Annotated in this window: 18 protein-coding genes, 2 rRNA genes and 1 riboswitch; of the genes, 17 read left to right on the top strand and 3 right to left on the bottom strand. The window is 38.1% G+C overall.

The window, feature by feature from the left end:
• The 14 genes from ACUXEY_RS15790 to purD form a co-directional block, all read left to right on the top strand.
• Positions 1 to 87, top strand: a 23S ribosomal RNA gene (locus ACUXEY_RS15790); the annotation flags it as partial.
• Between the two features lie 49 nt (positions 88 to 136).
• A 5S ribosomal RNA gene (gene rrf / locus ACUXEY_RS15785) occupies positions 137 to 252 on the top strand.
• 397 nt (positions 253 to 649) lie between these two features.
• Positions 650 to 751, top strand: a riboswitch (purine riboswitch).
• 110 nt (positions 752 to 861) lie between these two features.
• Positions 862 to 1347, top strand: a complete 486-nt coding sequence (gene purE, locus ACUXEY_RS15780; protein WP_000839367.1) for a 5-(carboxyamino)imidazole ribonucleotide mutase — start codon at positions 862 to 864, stop codon at positions 1345 to 1347.
• A complete protein-coding gene (gene purK / locus ACUXEY_RS15775) occupies positions 1344 to 2495 on the top strand; it encodes a 5-(carboxyamino)imidazole ribonucleotide synthase (RefSeq protein ID WP_461301063.1) in 1152 nt (383 codons plus the stop codon). The genes purE and purK overlap by 4 nt, the downstream gene beginning before the upstream one ends.
• The gene (gene purB, locus ACUXEY_RS15770; protein ID WP_000625682.1) at positions 2492 to 3799 is read left to right on the top strand and encodes an adenylosuccinate lyase; all 1308 of its coding nucleotides are present in this window, start codon (positions 2492 to 2494) and stop codon (positions 3797 to 3799) included. The genes purK and purB overlap by 4 nt, the downstream gene beginning before the upstream one ends.
• An 88-nt stretch (positions 3800 to 3887) precedes the next feature.
• Positions 3888 to 4607 carry a phosphoribosylaminoimidazolesuccinocarboxamide synthase gene (gene purC, locus ACUXEY_RS15765; protein WP_461301062.1) on the top strand — a complete coding sequence of 240 codons (720 nt, stop codon included), beginning with the start codon at positions 3888 to 3890 and terminating at the stop codon, positions 4605 to 4607.
• Complete coding sequence (gene purS, locus ACUXEY_RS15760) at positions 4600 to 4854, top strand: phosphoribosylformylglycinamidine synthase subunit PurS (RefSeq protein WP_000278820.1); 255 nt, start codon at positions 4600 to 4602, stop codon at positions 4852 to 4854. The genes purC and purS overlap by 8 nt, the downstream gene beginning before the upstream one ends.
• On the top strand, positions 4851 to 5534 hold the full coding sequence (gene purQ / locus ACUXEY_RS15755) for a phosphoribosylformylglycinamidine synthase subunit PurQ (protein ID WP_000666779.1): 684 nt from the start codon (positions 4851 to 4853) through the stop codon (positions 5532 to 5534). The genes purS and purQ overlap by 4 nt, the downstream gene beginning before the upstream one ends.
• On the top strand, positions 5518 to 7737 hold the full coding sequence (purL, locus tag ACUXEY_RS15750; protein ID WP_166703614.1) for a phosphoribosylformylglycinamidine synthase II: 2220 nt from the start codon (positions 5518 to 5520) through the stop codon (positions 7735 to 7737). Before purQ ends, purL begins: the two co-directional genes overlap by 17 nt.
• Positions 7722 to 9137 (top strand): amidophosphoribosyltransferase, encoded by a 1416-nt coding sequence (gene purF / locus ACUXEY_RS15745; RefSeq protein ID WP_000879029.1) that lies wholly within the window; start codon positions 7722 to 7724, stop codon positions 9135 to 9137. The genes purL and purF overlap by 16 nt, the downstream gene beginning before the upstream one ends.
• A 105-nt stretch (positions 9138 to 9242) precedes the next feature.
• Positions 9243 to 10283: a phosphoribosylformylglycinamidine cyclo-ligase gene (purM, locus tag ACUXEY_RS15740; RefSeq protein ID WP_001262436.1), complete on the top strand. Its 1041-nt coding sequence runs from the start codon at positions 9243 to 9245 to the stop codon at positions 10281 to 10283.
• Complete coding sequence (gene purN / locus ACUXEY_RS15735; protein ID WP_429601738.1) at positions 10280 to 10867, top strand: phosphoribosylglycinamide formyltransferase; 588 nt, start codon at positions 10280 to 10282, stop codon at positions 10865 to 10867. The genes purM and purN overlap by 4 nt, the downstream gene beginning before the upstream one ends.
• 24 nt (positions 10868 to 10891) lie before the next feature.
• Positions 10892 to 12427: a bifunctional phosphoribosylaminoimidazolecarboxamide formyltransferase/IMP cyclohydrolase gene (purH, locus tag ACUXEY_RS15730; protein ID WP_429601740.1), complete on the top strand. Its 1536-nt coding sequence runs from the start codon at positions 10892 to 10894 to the stop codon at positions 12425 to 12427.
• Positions 12428 to 12805: 378 nt separating this feature from the next.
• Positions 12806 to 14077: a phosphoribosylamine--glycine ligase gene (purD, locus tag ACUXEY_RS15725; protein WP_461301061.1), complete on the top strand. Its 1272-nt coding sequence runs from the start codon at positions 12806 to 12808 to the stop codon at positions 14075 to 14077.
• A gap of 36 nt (positions 14078 to 14113) precedes the next feature.
• On the opposite strand, the gene ACUXEY_RS15720 is transcribed toward purD, so the two are convergent.
• The 3 genes from ACUXEY_RS15720 to ACUXEY_RS15710 all read right to left on the bottom strand — a co-directional run bounded on the left by ACUXEY_RS15720 (position 14114) and on the right by ACUXEY_RS15710 (position 15738).
• Positions 14114 to 14278: a type II toxin-antitoxin system antitoxin gene (locus tag ACUXEY_RS15720; RefSeq protein WP_001085171.1), complete on the bottom strand. Its 165-nt coding sequence runs from the start codon at positions 14276 to 14278 to the stop codon at positions 14114 to 14116.
• A 16-nt stretch (positions 14279 to 14294) separates the two neighbouring features.
• Complete coding sequence (locus ACUXEY_RS15715; protein WP_461301060.1) at positions 14295 to 15140, bottom strand: SPFH domain-containing protein; 846 nt, start codon at positions 15138 to 15140, stop codon at positions 14295 to 14297.
• 220 nt (positions 15141 to 15360) lie between these two features.
• Positions 15361 to 15738 carry a YgaP family membrane protein gene (locus tag ACUXEY_RS15710; RefSeq protein WP_166703608.1) on the bottom strand — a complete coding sequence of 126 codons (378 nt, stop codon included), beginning with the start codon at positions 15736 to 15738 and terminating at the stop codon, positions 15361 to 15363.
• A 338-nt stretch (positions 15739 to 16076) separates the two neighbouring features.
• On the opposite strand from ACUXEY_RS15710, the gene pcrB reads away from it, so the two are divergent.
• The 3 genes from pcrB to ligA are packed head-to-tail and all read left to right on the top strand — an operon-like array spanning position 16077 to position 21053.
• Positions 16077 to 16766 carry a heptaprenylglyceryl phosphate synthase gene (gene pcrB / locus ACUXEY_RS15705; RefSeq protein WP_000272092.1) on the top strand — a complete coding sequence of 230 codons (690 nt, stop codon included), beginning with the start codon at positions 16077 to 16079 and terminating at the stop codon, positions 16764 to 16766.
• A gap of 12 nt (positions 16767 to 16778) precedes the next feature.
• The gene (pcrA, locus tag ACUXEY_RS15700) at positions 16779 to 19028 is read left to right on the top strand and encodes a DNA helicase PcrA (protein WP_461301059.1); all 2250 of its coding nucleotides are present in this window, start codon (positions 16779 to 16781) and stop codon (positions 19026 to 19028) included.
• A 15-nt stretch (positions 19029 to 19043) separates the two neighbouring features.
• Positions 19044 to 21053: an NAD-dependent DNA ligase LigA gene (gene ligA / locus ACUXEY_RS15695; RefSeq protein ID WP_461301058.1), complete on the top strand. Its 2010-nt coding sequence runs from the start codon at positions 19044 to 19046 to the stop codon at positions 21051 to 21053.
• Positions 21054 to 21060: the final 7 nt, after the last annotated feature.

The raw sequence follows: 21060 nt of genomic DNA, 5'->3' as shown, positions 1-21060 counted from the left end.
TGAAAGATGATCAGGTTGATAGGTTCGAGGTGGAAGCATGGTGACATGTGGAGCTGACGAATACTAATAGATCGAGGACTTAACCATATAATATGTAGCAAATGTTATCTAGTTTTGAAGGAATATGCCTTCATAGTTTGGTGATGATGGCAGAGAGGTCACACCCGTTCCCATACCGAACACGGAAGTTAAGCTCTCTAGCGCCGATGGTAGTTGGGACCTTGTCCCTGTGAGAGTAGGACGTCGCCAAGCAAAAACCTAAGTCGATTCGACTTAGGTTTTTTTGTGTTTATTTTTATATACGAAATGCCATAATCCATACATTTAATAACCCTAAAGAAGAAAAAAGAATGAAAATGAGGCTATTCAAAGGGGGGAAGTATGAGAAGAGCGTAGTTGTTTTTTCATTATTGTCCTCATTATAAATATAAACAGCATGCTTTATATTAAAGCATACCGAATTAGTATATAAAACATTGTACGTATAATAGATCTCTAGAAATATATATTCTAATTTCTTATCCTTCTTGCATATAGTTACAATAATTCTTTTGAATATAACTAAAACACGAACGTTATTGGTTAGTAATAAAAAAACATTCGATTATTTGTTGACATTGTTTATGAAATATTGTTAATATAGCCATAGAAAGAATAATATATAAGACCTCATATAATCGCGGGGATATGGCCTGCAAGTCTCTACCTAACGACCGTTATTCGTTAGACTATGAGGGAAAGTCACTCGGTATTTTTCTATTCACAAGGGATACGTATGCCTGAGTAGAGCACTTTCTCTCATAGTAAAAGAGAAACTGTTCTATTTCAGGCTTTTTTTATTTGAATCGGGGGGATTCTAATATGAAATCACTAGTTGGAGTCATAATGGGAAGCACGTCAGACTGGGAAACAATGAAATATGCTTGTGACATTTTAGATGAATTAAATATACCGTATGAGAAAAAAGTTGTATCCGCTCATCGGACTCCAGATTATATGTTTGAATATGCAGAGACGGCTCGTGAACGTGGATTGAAAGTTATTATTGCTGGAGCTGGTGGAGCAGCGCATTTACCAGGAATGGTTGCAGCGAAGACAAATCTTCCTGTAATCGGAGTTCCAGTTCAATCAAAAGCGTTAAACGGCTTAGATTCATTATTATCCATCGTCCAAATGCCAGGAGGGGTTCCAGTTGCAACTGTTGCGATTGGTAAGGCTGGTTCAACAAATGCTGGTTTACTTGCTGCACAAATACTTGGATCATTCCATGATGATATACATGATGCATTAGAATTGAGAAGAGAAGCAATTGAAAAAGATGTGCGCGAAGGTAGTGAGCTAGTATGACGAGAATCATTTTACCTGGAAGAACAATCGGTATTATTGGAGGCGGCCAGCTAGGAAGAATGATGGCATTGGCAGCTAAGGAGATGGGATATAAAATTGCTGTTTTAGATCCTACAAAAAATTCACCATGTGCACAAGTTGCTGATATTGAAATTGTTGCATCATATGACGATTTAAAAGCAATTCAGCATTTAGCAGAGATCAGTGATGTTGTCACATATGAATTTGAGAATATTGATTATAGATGTTTACAATGGCTTGAAAGACATGCTTACTTACCGCAAGGCAGTCAGTTGTTAAGTAAAACACAAAATCGTTTTACAGAAAAGAATGCTATTGAGAAAGCTGGGCTACCAGTAGCAACGTATAGAGTGGTTCAAAACGAAGAGCAGCTTACTGAAGCAATCACTGAGTTATCATATCCTTCCGTCTTAAAAACAACGACAGGTGGATATGATGGGAAAGGGCAAGTTGTTTTAAGAAGTGAAGCTGACGTTGATAAAGCGCGAGAGCTTGCGAATGCAGCAGAGTGTATTTTAGAGAAATGGGTGCCTTTTGAAAAAGAAGTATCAGTTATTGTCACTCGTAGTGTAAGTGGTGAAACGAAAGTATTTCCGGTAGCGGAGAATATTCATGTAAATAACATTTTGCATGAATCTATCGTTCCAGCTCGCATTACAGAAGAACTTTCTCAAAAAGCAATTGCTTATGCAAGAGTGCTTGCGGATGAACTAGAACTTGTGGGAACACTAGCGGTAGAGATGTTTGCTACAGCTGATGGTCAGATTTACATTAATGAACTAGCACCAAGACCTCACAATTCAGGACACTATACACAGGATGCATGTGAAACGAGTCAATTCGGTCAACATATTCGAGCAATCTGTAATTTACCTCTTGGAGAAACAAATTTGTTAAAACCAGTTGTCATGGTAAACATTTTAGGCGAACATATAGAAGGGGTCCTAAGACAAGTGAATAGATTAACCGGGTGCTATTTACACTTGTATGGAAAAGAAGAAGCAAAAGCGCAGCGAAAAATGGGGCATGTTAATATTTTAAATGATAATATTGAAGTCGCTCTAGAAAAAGCGAAGGGTTTGCATATTTGGGACCATCAAGAACAACTGTTGGAGGGAAAAAGATGATTAGTCGTTATACACGCCCAGAAATGGGTGCAATTTGGACGGAAGAGAACAAATTTAAAGCGTGGTTAGAAGTTGAGATTTTAGCTTGTGAAGCATGGGCTGAGCTTGGCGATATTCCAAAAGAAGATGTTAAGAAAATTCGTGAGCATGCATCATTTGATATTGATCGTATTTATGAAATTGAAAAAGAGACACGTCATGACGTAGTTGCATTTACTCGTGCTGTATCAGAAACACCAGCATTAGGCGAGGAACGTAAATGGGTTCATTACGGTTTAACATCTACAGACGTAGTAGATACAGCGTTATCTTACATTTTAAAACAAGCAAATGAAATCATATTAAAAGACTTAGAAAACTTTGTAAGCATTTTAGCTAACAAAGCGAAAGAGCATAAATACACGATTATGATGGGAAGAACACACGGTGTTCATGCAGAACCAACAACATTTGGTTTAAAACTTGGTCTTTGGTATGAAGAAATGAAACGTAACGTAGAGCGTTTCAAACAAGCTGCTGATACAGTTCGCGTTGGTAAATTATCTGGTGCGGTTGGTACATACGCAAATATCGATCCATTCGTAGAAAAGTATGTTTGTGAAAACTTAGGATTAGAAGCAGCACCAATTTCAACACAAACATTGCAACGTGATCGCCATGCTCATTACATGTCAACACTTGCATTAATCGCAACATCTATCGAAAAGATGGCAGTTGAGATTCGTGGTTTACAAAAGAGTGAAACACGTGAAGTTGAAGAAGCTTTCGCGAAAGGTCAAAAAGGTTCTTCTGCAATGCCACATAAGCGTAATCCAATTGGATCTGAAAATATGACTGGTTTAGCTCGTGTTATCCGCGGTTATATGATGACAGCTTATGAGAATGTTCCATTATGGCATGAGCGTGATATTTCTCACTCTTCAGCAGAACGCGTAATTTTACCAGATGCTACAATCGCGTTAAATTACATGTTAAATCGCTTTGGTAATATCGTGAAAAACTTAACTGTATACCCAGAGAATATGAAACGCAATATGACAAGAACATACGGCTTAATTTATTCTCAGCGCGTAATGCTTACATTAATCGACAAAGGTATGGTACGTGAAGAAGCTTACGATATCGTACAGCCTAAAGCGATGGAAGCTTGGGAAACACAAGTACAATTTAAAGAACTTGTAGAAGCTGATGAGCGTATTACGAGCAAGTTAACACAAGAAGAAATTAATGAATGCTTCAACTATGAGCATCATATGCAACACGTTGATACAATCTTTGAACGCTTAGGATTAAACGAAGCGTAAAATTTCATATGGCACAGAATAGAGTCATTCTGTGCCATTCTTTATAAAAATATTATTCACATTTTTCAAACTACAGGGGGCTTGCGAAATGCAAAAGCTAGAATTGCTGTATGAAGGTAAGGCAAAAAGAATTTATCGTACAGAATCAGCACATATGGTTTGGGTAGAGTACAAAGATAGTGCGACTGCTTTCAATGGGGAGAAAAAAGAGACGATTACAGGAAAAGGTCGTTTGAACAATGAGATTACAACTTTATTGTTCAGAAAGTTACAAGAAGTGGGAATTAAAACACATTTTGTTGAGAAGTTATCTGAAACAGAGCAACTTGTTAAAAAAGTGAGTATTATTCCTTTAGAAGTTGTCACAAGAAATGTAATTGCAGGAAGTCTTTCAAAACGATTAGGAATGGAAGAGGGAACTGTACTTGCAGAACCAATCGTAGAATTTTACTTCAAAGATGATGATTTAGGAGATCCGCTTGTAACGGAAGATCATATTCGTGTATTAAACGTTGCGTCGCCAGAGCAAGTAAGCATATTACGAGATATGGCTCTACAAATCAATCAAGTGTTGATTGATCATTTCGCAAGCTGTCGTGTAAGACTAGTAGATTTCAAATTAGAGTTTGGTGTAACGGAAGAAGGAGAAATTATTTTAGCGGATGAAATTTCACCAGATACTTGCCGTTTATGGGATGAAACGAGCAATGAAAAGTTTGATAAAGACGTATTCCGTCGCGATCTTGGAAATTTAACAGATGCTTATGAAGAGATTTTAAAACGTTTAGGGGGAATTTCACATGTATAAAGTTAAGGTATATGTAACATTAAGAGAAAGCGTATTAGATCCACAAGGAACAGCGGTAAAAGGAGCACTTCATAGCCTTTCATTCACAGAAGTACAAGATGTTCGAATCGGAAAGTACATGGAACTAACAATTGATAAATCAGTATCTGACCTTGACGCAAAGGTAAAGGAAATGTGTGAAAAACTATTAGCAAACGTTGTAATGGAAGACTTCCGTTATGAAGTTGAGGAGGTTGTCGCACAGTGAAATTTGCCGTAATAGTATTTCCAGGTTCGAACTGTGATGTCGATATGTTCCATGCAATTAAAGATGAGCTCGGCGAAGAAGTAGATTACGTTTGGCACGATACAGAGAATTTAGATGAATATGATGCAATTTTACTACCAGGTGGATTCTCTTACGGTGACTACTTACGCTGCGGTGCTATTTCTCGCTTTGCGAATGCAATGAAAGCAGTGCAAAAAGCTGCTGAGCAAGGAAAGCCGATTTTAGGTGTATGTAATGGATTCCAGATTCTTGTTGAATCAGGATTACTACCAGGGGCATTAATGAGAAACGAAAACTTGAAATTTATGTGCCGAACAGTTCAGTTACGTGTTGAAAATAATGAAACGATGTTTACATCACAATATGAAAAAGATGAAGTAATTAATATCCCAATCGCGCATGGTGAGGGGAACTACTATTGTGATGAAGAGACTCTTAAACAATTAGAAGAGAATAATCAAATCGCATTCCGTTACGTAGAAAACCCGAATGGAAGCGTTTCAGATATTGCTGGTATTGTAAATGAAAAAGGAAATGTACTTGGTATGATGCCACACCCAGAGCGTGCTGTAGATGAATTACTTGGCGGTGCTGAAGGGTTAAAAGTCTTTCAATCTATCTTAAAACAGTGGAGGGAAACATATGTCGTTAATGCTTGAACCAAATCCAACACAAATTAAAGAAGAGCGTATATATGCGGAAATGGGGCTAACAGACGAAGAGTTTGCCATGGTTGAAAAGATTTTAGGCCGTCTGCCAAATTATACAGAAACAGGATTATTCTCTGTTATGTGGTCTGAACATTGCAGTTATAAAAATTCAAAACCAGTGCTTCGAAAATTCCCAACAACAGGTGAGCGCGTTTTACAAGGACCTGGGGAAGGTGCTGGAATTGTAGACATCGGTGATAATCAAGCGGTTGTATTTAAAATGGAAAGTCATAACCATCCTTCTGCTATTGAACCATATCAAGGAGCAGCAACAGGCGTTGGTGGTATTATCCGTGACGTATTCTCTATGGGAGCACGCCCAGTAGCTCTATTAAACTCACTTCGCTTCGGTGAATTACAGTCACCACGTGTGAAATATTTATTCGAAGAAGTAGTAGCAGGGATTGCAGGGTACGGTAACTGTATCGGTATTCCGACTGTTGGCGGCGAAGTACAGTTTGATCCATGTTATGAAGGGAATCCACTTGTCAATGCAATGTGCGTAGGCTTAATTAACCACGAAGACATTAAAAAAGGGCAAGCGCACGGTGCTGGAAATACAGTAATGTATGTAGGAGCATCAACTGGTCGTGACGGTATTCACGGTGCAACATTCGCATCTGAAGAGTTATCTGAAAGCTCGGAGGCGAAGCGTCCAGCAGTTCAAGTAGGAGATCCATTTATGGAGAAACTTCTTATTGAAGCTTGCTTAGAACTTATTCAATCGGATGCACTTGTTGGAATTCAAGATATGGGTGCAGCTGGTTTAACATCATCTTCTGCAGAAATGGCAAGTAAAGCAGGAATGGGTATTGAAATGTACTTAGATGATGTACCACAGCGTGAAACAGGAATGACACCATATGAAATGATGCTATCTGAATCACAAGAGCGTATGTTAATTGTTGTGAAAAAAGGTAGAGAGCAAGAAATAGTAGATTTATTCGAGAAGTATGGTCTTGCAGCCGTTACGATGGGGAAAGTAACAGAAGACAAAATGCTTCGCTTATTCCATAAAGGTGAAAAGGTAGCTGAAGTACCAGCAGATGCTCTTGCAGAAGAAGCACCAATTTATCATAAACCATCAAAAGAAGCAGCATACTTTGCTGAATTCCAGGCAATGAAAATGGAAACACCAAAAGTAGAAAATTATAAAGAAACGTTATTCGCTCTATTACAACAACCGACGATTGCAAGTAAAGAGTGGGTTTATGATCAATATGATTATCAAGTTCGCACAAGCACAGTTGTTACACCAGGTTCAGATGCAGCAGTTGTACGTGTACGCGGTACAGAAAAAGGATTAGCAATGACGACAGATTGTAACTCTCGCTACATTTATTTAGATCCAGAAGTGGGCGGTAAAATTGCAGTAGCAGAGGCGGCACGTAATATCGTATGTTCTGGGGGAGAGCCACTTGCAATTACAGATTGCTTAAACTTCGGTAATCCAGAAAAACCAGAAATCTTCTGGCAAATTGAGAAATCAGTAGATGGTATGAGTGAAGCTTGTCGTACGTTACAAACACCAGTTATTGGCGGAAACGTATCAATGTATAACGAGCGTAGTGGTGAAGCTGTATACCCAACACCGACAGTTGGGATGGTTGGACTTGTACATGATTTAAAACATGTAACAACACAAGAGTTTAAGCAAGCTGGCGATTTAGTTTATGTTATCGGAGAGACGAAAGCTGAGTTTGGTGGAAGTGAATTACAGAAAATGATTCACGGCAAAATTTTCGGCCAATCACCAAGTATCGATCTAGACGTAGAATTAAAACGTCAAAAACAAGTATTAGCAGCAATTCAAGCTGGCCTTGTTCAATCTGCTCATGATGTTGCTGAAGGTGGTTTAGCGGTTGCAATTACTGAAAGTGCCATTGGTGCAAAAGGTTTAGGTGCTACTGTGAAATTAGACGGAGAAGCTACAGCAGCATTATTCGCGGAATCACAATCTCGCTTCGTTATAACAGTAAAACGTGAAAATAAAGAAGCGTTTGAGAAAGCGGTAGAAGCAATTCAAGTTGGAGAAGTGACAAGTACAAATGAAGTAACAATTCATAATGAAGAAAATGAAGTATTACTTACAGCAAATGTAGATGAAATGAGAAAGGCTTGGAAAGGGGCAATCCCATGCTTGCTGAAATAAAGGGGTTAAATGAAGAATGTGGCGTTTTCGGAATTTGGGGGCATGAAAATGCGGCACAAGTTTCATACTACGGATTGCACAGTTTACAGCACCGTGGGCAAGAAGGCGCAGGCATTGTCGTAAATAATGGTGAGAAAATCGTCGGTCACAAGGGGTTAGGTTTAATATCAGAAGTGTTTTCAAGAGGTGAGCTAGAAGGATTGAACGGAAAATCAGCAATCGGACACGTGCGATACGCGACGGCTGGTGGAAGTGAAGTAGCTAACGTTCAACCATTACTATTCCGTTTTTCTGATCATAGTATGGCATTAGCTCATAACGGGAATTTAATTAATGCAAAAATGCTTCGCCGCGAATTAGAGGCAGAGGGAAGTATTTTTCAAACAAGTTCAGATACAGAAGTACTTTTACATCTTATTAAACGTAGTACGAAAGATTCGTTAATTGAAAGTGTAAAAGAAGCTCTAAATAAAGTGAAAGGTGCGTTTGCGTATCTTTTACTAACTGGAAATGAAATGATTGTTGCGTTAGATCCGAATGGTTTCCGTCCTCTTTCAATTGGAAAGATGGGTGATGCTTACGTTGTAGCATCAGAAACATGTGCTTTCGATGTAGTAGGTGCAACATATATTCGTGATGTAGAACCGGGCGAATTACTTATTATCAATGATGAGGGAATTCACGTAGATCGTTTTACAAATGAAGTAGATCATGCAATTTGTAGTATGGAGTACATTTACTTTGCACGTCCAGATTCTAATATTGCTGGTATTAACGTCCATGCAGCACGTAAAAACATGGGAAAACGTTTGGCGGCAGAAGCTCCTATTGAAGCTGATGTTGTTACTGGTGTGCCAGACTCTAGTATTTCGGCAGCAATTGGTTATGCGGAGGCCACAGGTATTCCATATGAGTTAGGATTAATTAAAAATCGTTACGTTGGACGTACGTTTATTCAACCTTCTCAAGAACTGCGAGAGCAAGGGGTTAAGATGAAGCTTTCGGCAGTAAGAGGTGTAGTTGAAGGAAAACGAGTTGTTATGATTGACGATTCTATTGTAAGAGGAACAACGAGTAAACGAATTGTTCGTATGCTTCGTGAGGCTGGAGCGACAGAAGTTCACGTAAGAATTGCGTCACCACCTCTTAAATATCCATGTTTCTATGGTATTGATATTCAAACGAGAAAAGAATTAATTGCAGCAAATCATACAGTAGAAGAAATTCGTGAAATGATCGGAGCAGATTCTTTAACATTTTTAAGCGAAGATGGATTAGTAGATGCAATTGGACGTCCATATGAAGGGAAATATGGCGGCCTATGTATGGCTTACTTTAATGGGGACTATCCGACAGCTCTTTATGATTATGAGCAAGAGCTTTTAGAAAGTATGAAATAAGAAAAATGAAAAAGGCTTCTACTTCTTTTGATGTAGAAGCTAGCTTCTTTCTTAAAATAGCCCGCCCTGGATGGGGAGAAATTAAAAGACGAGGTGTAAATAACGATGGCGAATGCATATAAGCAAGCAGGAGTAGATATTGAAGCTGGATATGAAGCGGTATCTCGCATGAAAAAACACGTACAAACAACAATGAGAAAAGAAGTACTAGGCGGTTTAGGCGGTTTTGGAGGTATGTTTGATCTATCAAAATTTGCATTAGAAGAACCTGTATTAGTATCTGGGACAGATGGCGTGGGGACGAAATTGATGCTCGCTTTTATGGCAGATAAACATGACACAATTGGTATTGATGCAGTAGCAATGTGTGTAAATGATATTGTTGTCCAAGGAGCAGAGCCGCTTTTCTTCCTTGATTATATTGCTTGTGGTAAAGCTGAACCTAGTAAAATTGAAAACATCGTCAAAGGTATATCAGAGGGCTGTCGCCAAGCAGGTTGTGCTTTAATTGGTGGAGAAACAGCTGAAATGCCAGGAATGTATTCGACGGAAGAGTATGATTTAGCTGGTTTTACAGTTGGGATCGTTGATAAAAAGAAAATTGTAACAGGTGAAAAAATTGAAGCTGGTCACGTATTAATTGGCTTAGCATCTAGCGGTATTCATAGTAATGGTTACTCTTTAGTACGAAAAGTATTACTAGAAGATGGAGAACTATCTTTAGATCGCATTTACGGACGCTTAGAGCTACCTCTTGGTGAAGAATTATTAAAACCAACGAAAATTTATGTCAAACCTATTTTAGAACTATTGAAGAATCATGAAGTATACGGTATGGCGCATATTACAGGTGGCGGATTCATTGAAAATATTCCACGTATGTTACCAGAAGGAATCGGTGCAGAAATTGAATTAGGATCTTGGAAAATTCAGCCGATCTTCAGTTTACTTCAAGAAGTTGGAAAGCTAGAAGAGAAAGAAATGTTCAATATTTTTAACATGGGTATTGGTATGGTAGTAGCAGTGAAGGAAGAAGATGCAAAAGATATCGTTCGTCTTCTTGAAGAGCAAGGGGAAACAGCTCGTATTATTGGACGTACTGTACAAGGAGCTGGCGTTACCTTCAATGGGGGCAAAGCACTATGAGTAGATTAGCAGTTTTTGCTTCTGGAAGCGGATCTAACTTTCAATCTCTCGTTAATGCGGTAGAAGAAAAAAGATTGGATGCAGAAATTAGTTTATTAGTATGTGATAAACCAGAAGCACGCGCTGTTGGGCGGGCGAATTATCATCATATTCCGTGTTTTGCTTTTTCAGCGAAAGCATATGAGTCAAAAGAAGCATTTGAAAAAGAAATATTAAACAAGCTAGAAGAGTATGAAATTGATTATGTTATTTTAGCTGGATATATGCGTTTAATTGGACCGACTTTACTAGAAGCTTACGGCGGAAGGATTATTAATATTCATCCATCACTATTACCGAGTTTTCCAGGGAAAGATGCTGTTGGTCAAGCGTTAGGAGCAGGTGTGAAAGTAACTGGAGTAACGATTCATTATGTAGATGCAGGTATGGATACAGGGCCAATTATTGCGCAAGAAGCAGTAGTTGTTTCTGAAGGGGATACGAGAGAAAGCTTACAAAAGAAAATTCAACAAGTTGAACATAAATTATACGTAAATACAGTGAATCAAATTGTTCAATCTATGAAAGAACCAACTGTTAACTAACATACAACCAGGGGTGAAGGGTAAATGAAAAAGCGTGCATTAGTAAGTGTTTCAGATAAAACAGGAGTAGTAGAATTTGTTAAAGGTTTACTAGAACAAGGGATCGAAGTTATATCAACAGGTGGTACAAAAAAATTACTAGAAGAAAACGGCTTACAAGTAATCGGTATTTCTGAAGTAACTGGTTTCCCAGAAATTATGGATGGTCGTGTGAAAACATTACATCCAAACATTCATGGTGGTCTATTAGCAGTTCGCGATAATGAAACGCATGTAACACAAATGAATGAGTTAGGTATAGAGCCGATTGATTTTGTTGTTGTTAACTTATATCCATTCAAAGAAACAATCGCTAAGCCTGATGTAACATTTGCTGATGCAATTGAAAACATTGATATTGGTGGCCCAACAATGATTCGCTCTGCTGCGAAAAATCACAAATTTGTATCGGTAATTGTAGATCCAGTAGATTACGATATTGTATTAGCAGAACTGAAAGAAAACGGTGAAGTAAAAGAAGAAACGAAACGTAAATTAGCAGCGAAAGTATTTCGTCATACAGCAGCATATGATGCGTTAATCTCTAACTACTTAACAGAGCAAATGGGCGAAGAAAGTCCAGAAACATTAACTGTGACTTTTGAGAAAAAACAAGATTTACGCTATGGAGAAAATCCACATCAAAAAGCAACATTCTATAAAGCACCATTTGCTGTAACTTCTTCTGTTGCGTACGCAGAACAATTACACGGTAAAGAATTATCTTATAACAATATTAACGATGCAGATGCAGCGCTTAGTATCGTGAAAGAATTTACAGAGCCAGCAGTAGTTGCAGTAAAACATATGAATCCATGTGGTGTTGGAGTAGGAACTGATATTCATGAGGCATACACACGTGCTTATGAAGCTGATCCAGTATCAATCTTTGGAGGTATTATCGCAGCGAATCGCGAAATTGACAAAGCAACAGCTGAAAAGTTACACGAAATTTTCTTAGAAATTATTATTGCACCTTCTTTCTCAAAAGAAGCTTTAGAAGTGTTGCAAAGTAAGAAAAACTTACGCTTACTAACTGTAAATATCGAAAAAGCGACAAGTGCAAGTAAAAAACTAACTTCTGTACAAGGTGGTCTTCTTGTTCAAGAGGAAGATACGTTATCATTAGATGAAAGTACAATTTCAATTCCAACGAAACGTGAACCGTCAGAGCAAGAGTGGAAAGATTTAAAACTAGCTTGGAAAGTTGTAAAACATGTGAAATCAAACGCAATTGTTTTAGCGAATGATAACATGACAGTTGGTGTAGGGGCAGGACAGATGAACCGTGTAGGTTCTGCAAAAATTGCCATCACACAAGCTGGCGAAAAAGCACAAGGTAGCGCACTTGCATCAGATGCTTTCTTCCCAATGCCAGATACAGTAGAAGAAGCAGCAAAAGCAGGAATTACAGCAATCATCCAACCAGGTGGATCAATCCGTGACGAAGATTCTATCAAAGTGGCAGATAAGTATGGGATTGCTATGGTGTTCACTGGCGTACGTCATTTCAAACACTAATAGAGGATGTTTAAAAAGTCCGGTCAAGATAACCTTCGCATGTCGTCGTTGCATTGCCAGTGCGGTACTCATGTAGGAAAACTACACTCCGTGTCCTCCTGTCAAATGCGCCTCGACCTGCTTGGTGCTCTTGATCCTCCTTTTTAAACCTTTATTGATATGGATGTTTAAAAAGTCCGGTCAAGATAACCTTCGCATGTCGTCGTTGCATTGCCAGTGCGGTACTCATGTAGGAAAACTACACTCCGTGTCCTCCTGTCAAATGCGCCTCGACCTGCTTGGTGCTCTTGAGTCTCCTTTTTAAACTTGTATTGATATGAAAACAAACTAGGAGCATAGCTTCTAGTTTGTACTTATTTAAGTATTGGGGGATGAAATATGAATGTTTTAGTAATCGGCCGCGGTGGGCGTGAGCATGCTTTAGCTTGGAAGTTTGCACAATCTGCAAAAGTGAAAAAGGTATATGTAGCACCAGGTAATGAAGGTATGCGAGATGTTGCAACACCAGTTGATATTGATGAGAATGATTTTGATGCATTAGTTTTATTTGCTAAAGAGAATCATGTTGAGTTAACTTTCGTTGGACCAGAAATTCCGCTTATGAATGGAATTGTTGATCGTTTTAAAGAAGAGGGACTTCGTGTATTTGGTCCAAATAAAGCGGCTGCTGTTATTGAAGGTAGTAAAGCTTTTACGAAAGAATTGATGAAAAAATATGATATTCCAACTGCTGCATATGAAACTTTTACAGATTATGAAGAAGCAGTACAGTACATTCAAAAAGTTGGTGCGCCAATCGTTATTAAAGCTGACGGCCTAGCTGCTGGAAAAGGTGTAACAGTAGCGATGACGCTTGAAGAGGCATTACAAGCTGCGAAAGAAATGCTACAAGATGTAAAGTTCGGCGAAGCGAGTAAGAAGGTCGTTATTGAAGAGTTTTTAGATGGACAAGAATTTTCATTAATGGCATTTGTGAATGGAACAACTGTGCATCCGATGGTAATTGCTCAAGATCATAAACGAGCTTTTGATGGTGATAAAGGTCCAAATACAGGTGGAATGGGAGCATATTCTCCAGTACCACAAATTTCAGAATCGGCAGTTCAAGAGGCAATAAAAACGGTATTACATCCAACTGCTAAAGCGATGATAGAAGAAGGTCGATCGTTTACAGGAATTTTATATGCAGGACTTATTTTAACAAATGATGGTCCAAAGGTAATTGAATTTAATGCACGCTTTGGTGATCCTGAAACGGAAGTTGTATTACCTCGCTTAGAAAATGATTTAGTGGATGTATGTAACGCTGTATTAGATGAAAGTGAATTAACGTTACAATGGTCAGAGGAAGCGGTAATCGGTGTTGTACTTGCTTCGAAAGGATATCCAGAAGCGTATAAAAAAGGTGACATTATTAAAGGATTAGATGCATTGCAAGATGTAATTGTGTTTCATTCAGGTACAGCAATGAAACATGGTGATTTTGTAACAAACGGTGGCCGTGTACTATTTGTCGCTTGTAAGGCAAATAGTTTACAAGAAGCGAAAGATAAGGTATATAAAGAAATCGGCAAAATTGAGAGTGATGGTCTATTTTACCGAAGTGATATAGGATATCGTGCAATTGGGCATGAGATGACGAGAAGCTAGTAATAAAAAATCCCGCTGAGAAATCAGCGGGATTTTTTATGCATCTTTATCTTTTTTCAATTTACCTTTTTGCTTTGCCATTTCTCGAAGTAAATACTCGATGTGTGCATTGACGCTACGAAACTCATCATTCGCCCATTTTTCGATGACTGCGTGTAATTCAGGATCAATACGTAATGGAAAGCTTTTCTTTTTAGCCATAATAATTTACAACCTTTTAGTATAGGCTTCCTGTATTAATAACTGGTTGCGCACCTTTATCTGAAACGATGGCAACTAATAAGTTGTTTACCATATTTGCTTTACGCTCGTCATCTAATTCCAGTACGCCTTCTTCATCTAACATATGGATTGAATCTTTTGCCATCTTCACAGCACCTTCAACAATCTCTTTTCTAGCAGCTAATACTGCTTTTGCTTGTTGACGTTGTAGCATTGCATGGGCAATTTCTGTTGCGTAAGCTAAATGTGTTAAACGAGTTTCTAATACTTCTACGCCAGCGATTTCAAGGCGTGCTTCTAACTCATGTTTTAATTCTTCAGATACTTCTTCAGTATTTCCACGTAATGTAACGCTGGTTTCATCTTGGAAGTTGTCATAAGGATACTTCGTTGCAACGTGACGGATTGCCGTTTCACTTTGAATTTCTACAAATCGATCATAATGTTCAACGCCGAACATTGCTTTTGCAGAATCAACAACTTTATAGACGATAACAGCTGCAATTTCAATTGGATTTCCGTCAACATCATTTACTTTCAATTTTTTACTATTAAAGTTTTCAACACGTAAAGATACAGTTTGACGGAACGCGAACGGAATCGTTAAAAATAAACCGTTTTGACGAATTGTTCCTAAATAATTACCGAAAAACGTAATGACTTTGGCTTGGTTTGGTTGAACAATACCAATGCCTGTAGCGAGAACTGCGGCTAAAATAATAGTTAATGCTGCTCCTATGAAAATTTCTTGCACGAGAAAAAATACACCGATAGCGGCTAAAATCAAAATTCCAATAATCCCAAGAAAACCATTAACATAAAATACTTGTTTTTCTTTCATATGATCGCCTCCTGATATAAAAATGATATCACTTTTATATCATTTTAAGCAAGGGGTTTACACCTAATTTTCTGAAATTTATCGATTAGCTATTTCTTATGTATATTTTAAGGTTCAAAATAAGAATGTACGTTCTGTTTTGTGGTAAAATAAAGAAGACTTAACCGCCCACTGCAGCAGCTAAGTCTCTTTGAGAGCATCTTACATCGTGACAAATGATTCAAAGCGGTTTTGCCAGGATTATATCTTCAATCGCTGACTCAATCTCTTTGTCAGAAGCGTCATAACTTCCATTTGACCGTGGTTTGTCATGATTGGAAGTTTGGTTCACTTCTTCTTTAGTATGTCCCTTTTCAGCGAAATTCATGCTAGGCATTTTAAATGCCCCCATATTCATGTATTTTCCGAATTTCCACATTTCAACAACAGGGCAGAAACGAACAATTCCCTCTGCAATTTTCATTGCGCCAATCCATAGCAAGACGTTAGACCAAGTGCACCACGGCTTGCGTACAAGTTTAGCGCTACTACAGCCGAAGAGGATAAGTCCGAGTGTAATTCGAATTAGGGCATTTATTGTACCGATGTTTTGCTTCATTAGAAAAACACTCCTTTTTATGAAAGTTGAAATAGATAATGCTATTTCTCTTATTAGTATCCCGCGTGATTTTGGGGATATGTAATCCAACATTTGACGGTGAAAAAGATGTTGGAATGTGCGTGTGTGTAAGTAGCTTTTTTTGTTATAATGAAAGAATGCATAAAAGGAAGTTCAAAATTAAATCCTCTCGTTTGAAAAAATGTGGAAGAGGGAATTCCAAACTTAATTCTCCGTTCTAAACAAATATTTAAGATGAAGTTAAAAAAATCCTAATGAAAATAAACTGTTATTTTGAACAGAAATATACATAAATAGAGAAAAGAAAGGGTGTTTTCATGTACGATATTTCCGGGTGGAAACATGTATTTAAGCTTGATCCAAATAAGGAGTTAAGTGATGAACATTTAGAAATGATTTGTGAGTCTGGAACAGATGCTGTTATTGTAGGCGGAAGTGATGGAGTAACAATTGATAATGTACTACACATGTTAGTTAGCATTCGTAGATATGCAGTTCCTTGTGTGTTAGAGGTTTCTGATGTAGAAGCAATTACACCAGGGTTTGATTTTTATTATATCCCAAGCGTTTTAAATAGCCGAAAAGTAGAATGGGTAACAGGCGTTCATCATGAGGCTTTGAAAGAATTTGGGGATATTATGGATTGGGACGAAATTTTCATGGAAGGGTATTGTGTTTTAAATCCTGAAGCGAAAGTAGCCCAGCTTACAGATGCGAAATGTGATGTAACAGAAGATGATGTGATTGCATACGCGCGTTTAGCAGACAAGCTATTACGTTTACCGATATTTTATTTAGAATATAGCGGTACGTATGGAGACGTTGAACTTGTTAAAAATGTGAAAGCAGAATTGAAACAAGCTAAGTTGTATTATGGCGGCGGTATTTCTAATGCTGAACAAGCGAAGGAAATGGCGCAGTACGCTGATACAGTAGTTGTTGGAAATATTATTTATGATGATATAAAATCCGCGTTAAAAACAGTTAAAGCAGTAAAAGGAGAGTAGGTGCAGGCGTATATGAGTACGACAGATAGGTTATTAAATGGTTTAAATCCGCAGCAACAAAAAGCAGTACAAACAACGAACGGACCACTTCTATTAATGGCAGGTGCAGGTAGTGGTAAAACACGTGTGTTAACACATCGTATTGCGTATTTACTTGGTGAAAAAGGTATAGCCCCGTGGAATGTACTAGCTATTACCTTCACAAATAAAGCCGCTCGTGAAATGCGCGAGCGTATTGATACACTTGTCGGACCAGAAGCAGAAGATATTTGGATTTCTACGTTCCACTCTATGTGTGTACGTATTTTACGACGTGATATTGATCGTATTGGTATTAATCGTAACTTTACAATTTTAGATTCAGGCGATCAGTTAACTGTAGTCAAAAAAATTATGAAAGAGCGCAATATTGATCCGAAGAAATTTGAGCCGCGCTCTATTTTAGCTGGTATTAGTAATGCGAAAAATGAATTGTTATCTGCAGATAAATACGCAAAAAAAATTACAATCGCTGATCCATATGAAAAATTAACGAGCGATGTATATACAGAATATCAAAAACGTCTTCTGAAAAATAACTCATTAGACTTTGATGATTTAATTATGACAACGATTCAGTTATTTGAACGTGTTCCAGAAGTACTAGAGTTTTATCAGCGTAAGTTCCAATACATTCATGTGGATGAGTATCAAGATACGAACAAAGCGCAGTACCTTCTTGTTAAACATTTAGCTGCACGCTTTAAAAATTTATGCGTTGTAGGTGACTCTGATCAGTCTATATATCGCTGGCGCGGGGCTGACATTTCTAACATTTTGTCATTCGAAAAGGACTATGAGAATGCGCAAGTTATTCTGTTAGAACAAAACTATCGTTCATCACAAAATATTTTAAATGCAGCGAATGCTGTTATTGAAAAAAATACGAATCGTAAGCCGAAGAAATTATGGACAGATAATCAAGTTGGAAGCAAAATCTCGTATTATCGTGCTGCAACAGAAAAAGACGAAGCATACTTTGTTGCAAAAAAAATTCGTGATGATATTCAAATGGGAAAACGAAAATATACTGATTTTGCCGTGTTATATCGTACAAATGCACAGTCTCGTATGATCGAGGAGATTTTCCTGAAATCTAATATTCCTTACAAAATTGTCGGCGGTACGAAGTTCTACGATCGTAAAGAGATTAAAGACATTTTGGCGTATTTACGTTTAATTGGGAATCCAGATGATGAGATTAGTTTCGCACGTATTATAAACGTGCCAAAGCGCGGAATTGGTGCGACTTCTATCGATAAAATTATTAATTACGGTGTGCAAAATGGAATTTCATTAACGGCTGTATTTGATGAGATTGAGCATGTTGGAGTAAGTGCAAAGGTTACAAAGGCAGTGAAAGAATTCGCAGGTTTATTACACAACTGGGTAAATATGCAAGAGTATTTATCTGTTACAGAATTAGTAGAAGAAGTGATTGAAAAAACAGGCTATCGCGATATGTTGAAAAACGAGCGTACTTTAGAAGCGGAAGGTCGTCTAGAGAACTTAGATGAGTTTTTATCTGTTACGCAAACATTTGAATCTCAAAGCGAAGATAAGAGTCTTGTTGCATTCTTAACAGACTTAGCACTTGTCGCTGATATTGATCGTGTAGATGAAGATCCAACTGCTGGTGAGGAAGTTATTTTAATGACGATGCACTCAGCAAAAGGATTAGAATTCCCAGTTGTCTTTATTGTCGGTTTAGAGGAAGGAATATTCCCACATACTCGCTCTCTAATGGAAGAAGATGAAATGCAAGAAGAACGTCGTCTTGCTTATGTAGGTATTACTCGTGCAGAAGAAGAGTTATATTTATCCAATGCACAAATGCGCACTTTATTTGGTAGAACAAGTATGAACGCCGCATCTCGATTTATTACGGAAATCCCGGCAGAACTAGTGGAATCATTAAATGAAACAGCACCAAAGCGTGAAACTTCGTTTGGTGCAAAAGGAAGAACGGCTAGTAGCAGTAAAACGACAGTCACAACTACAACACGCTCTCGTTCAGCTTTCGCGCGTCCTGCAGCTAAGACGACAGGCGGCGAGCAAATTGGCTGGGCAGTAGGCGATAAAGCTTCCCACCAAAAATGGGGAGTCGGTACAGTTGTCAGTGTAAAAGGTGAAAGTGATGCAAAAGAATTAGATATTGCGTTCCCAAGCCCAATTGGTGTTAAACGTTTGTTAGCAAAATTTGCACCTGTGACGAAACAATAGGAAAGGAATGAGGATATGTCAAAAGAGATAGCAAAACAACGTATAGAAGAATTACGTGATTTGTTAAATACATTTAACTATCAATATCACGTATTAGACAATCCTTCTGTTTCTGATGCGGAGTACGACCGTAATATGCAGGAGCTTATAAAATTAGAAGCAGAGAACTCAGAGTTTATGAGTGAAGACTCTCCCTCCGTTCGCGTTGGGGGGACTGTTCTTGATATATTTGAAAAAGTAACACATAAGTCACCGATGTTAAGTTTAGGAAATGCATTTAACGAAGGAGATTTACGTGATTTCGACCGACGAGTACGCCAAGGAATTGATGGTGCGAATGTAAGATATATATGCGAATTAAAAATTGACGGGCTTGCTGTTTCACTTCATTATGAAAAAGGACGCTTTATTCAAGGGGCAACACGTGGTGATGGTGTAACAGGTGAAGATATTACCCAAAATCTAAAAACGATTAAAGCGATCCCGCTTCGTTTAAATGAAGAAGTAACGTTAGAAGCACGAGGCGAAGCTTATATGCCGAAGCGTTCATTCGTTAAGTTAAATGAAGAAAAAGAGCAAAACGGTGAAGATGTATTTGCGAATCCGCGTAATGCGGCAGCAGGTTCAATACGCCAACTGGACCCAAAAATTGCAGCAAAGCGTAACTTATCTATGTTTGTATACGGTCTTGCGAATGTAGAGGAAAAAACAATTCCATCACATAGTGAATCGCTTAATTTCTTAGGTGAACTTGGATTCAAAACAAATCCAAATCGACGCACATGTGAAACAATTGAAGAAGTTATAGCTTATGTAGAAGAATGGCAAGAAAAACGCCCGCATCTTGATTATGAGATTGATGGAATCGTTATAAAAGTAGATGATGTTGCTCTTCAAGAAAGTCTAGGAACTACAGCAAAGAGTCCAAGATGGGCGATTGCTTATAAATTCCCAGCTGAAGAAGTTGTAACAAGATTAACAGGTATTGAATTAAGTGTTGGTCGCACAGGGGTTGTAACACCGACTGCAGAGCTAGAGCCAGTGCGAGTGGCTGGTACTATCGTTCGTCGTGCTTCTTTACATAACGAAGATTTAATTCGTGAAAAAGATATTCGAATTGGTGACTACGTTGTTGTGAAGAAGGCTGGAGATATTATTCCTGAAGTTGTGAACGTTATTTTTGATAAGCGTACTAATGAGGAAGAAGAATATCATATGCCAACGCATTGCCCAGCATGTGAGAGTGAACTAGTTCGTTTAGAAGAAGAGGTAGCACTTCGTTGTATAAATCCAACTTGTCCGGCTCAAATTCGTGAAGGGTTAATTCATTTCGTTTCAAGAAATGCAATGAATATTGATGGACTTGGAGAACGTGTCATTACACAACTCTTTGATGCTGATTATATTCGTACATTTGCGGATTTGTATTCGTTGACGAAAGAGCAATTATTGCAGCTAGAACGATTTGGCGAAAAATCAGCAACGAATTTAGTACAAGCAATTGAGAATTCTAAAGAAAACTCATTAGAGCGGTTATTATTTGGTCTTGGTATTCGCCACGTTGGAGCAAAAGCAGCACGTACATTTGCAGAGCATTTTGAAACGATGGATGCACTTGTGAAAGCAACGGAAGAAGAACTAAAAGCAATTAACGAGATTGGTGAAAAAATGGCTCAATCCGTCGTGACGTATTTTGATAATGAAGACGTATTAGAGTTATTACAACAATTTAAAGAGTATGGCGTGAATATGACATACAAAGGTATAAAAATTGCAGATTTACAAAATGTTGAGTCGTACTTCGCAGGAAAAACTGTCGTTTTAACAGGGAAATTAGAAGTGATGGGACGAAGTGAAGCGAAGAAGAAGATTGAGGCATTAGGTGGAAAAGTAACAGGAAGTGTTAGTAAGAGTACGGATTTAGTTGTTGCAGGTGAAGCAGCAGGTTCGAAATTAGCACAAGCGGAGAAACATAATGTTGAGGTTTGGAATGAAGAGAGGTTCTTACAAGAGCTAAATAAGTAAGAGGTGC

The sequence above is a fragment of the Bacillus sp. F9_6S_D1_P_5 genome (assembly GCF_054823925.1).
The sequence above is the reverse complement of the archived record's forward strand: the minus strand, read 5'-3'. Positions and strand labels throughout refer to the sequence as shown.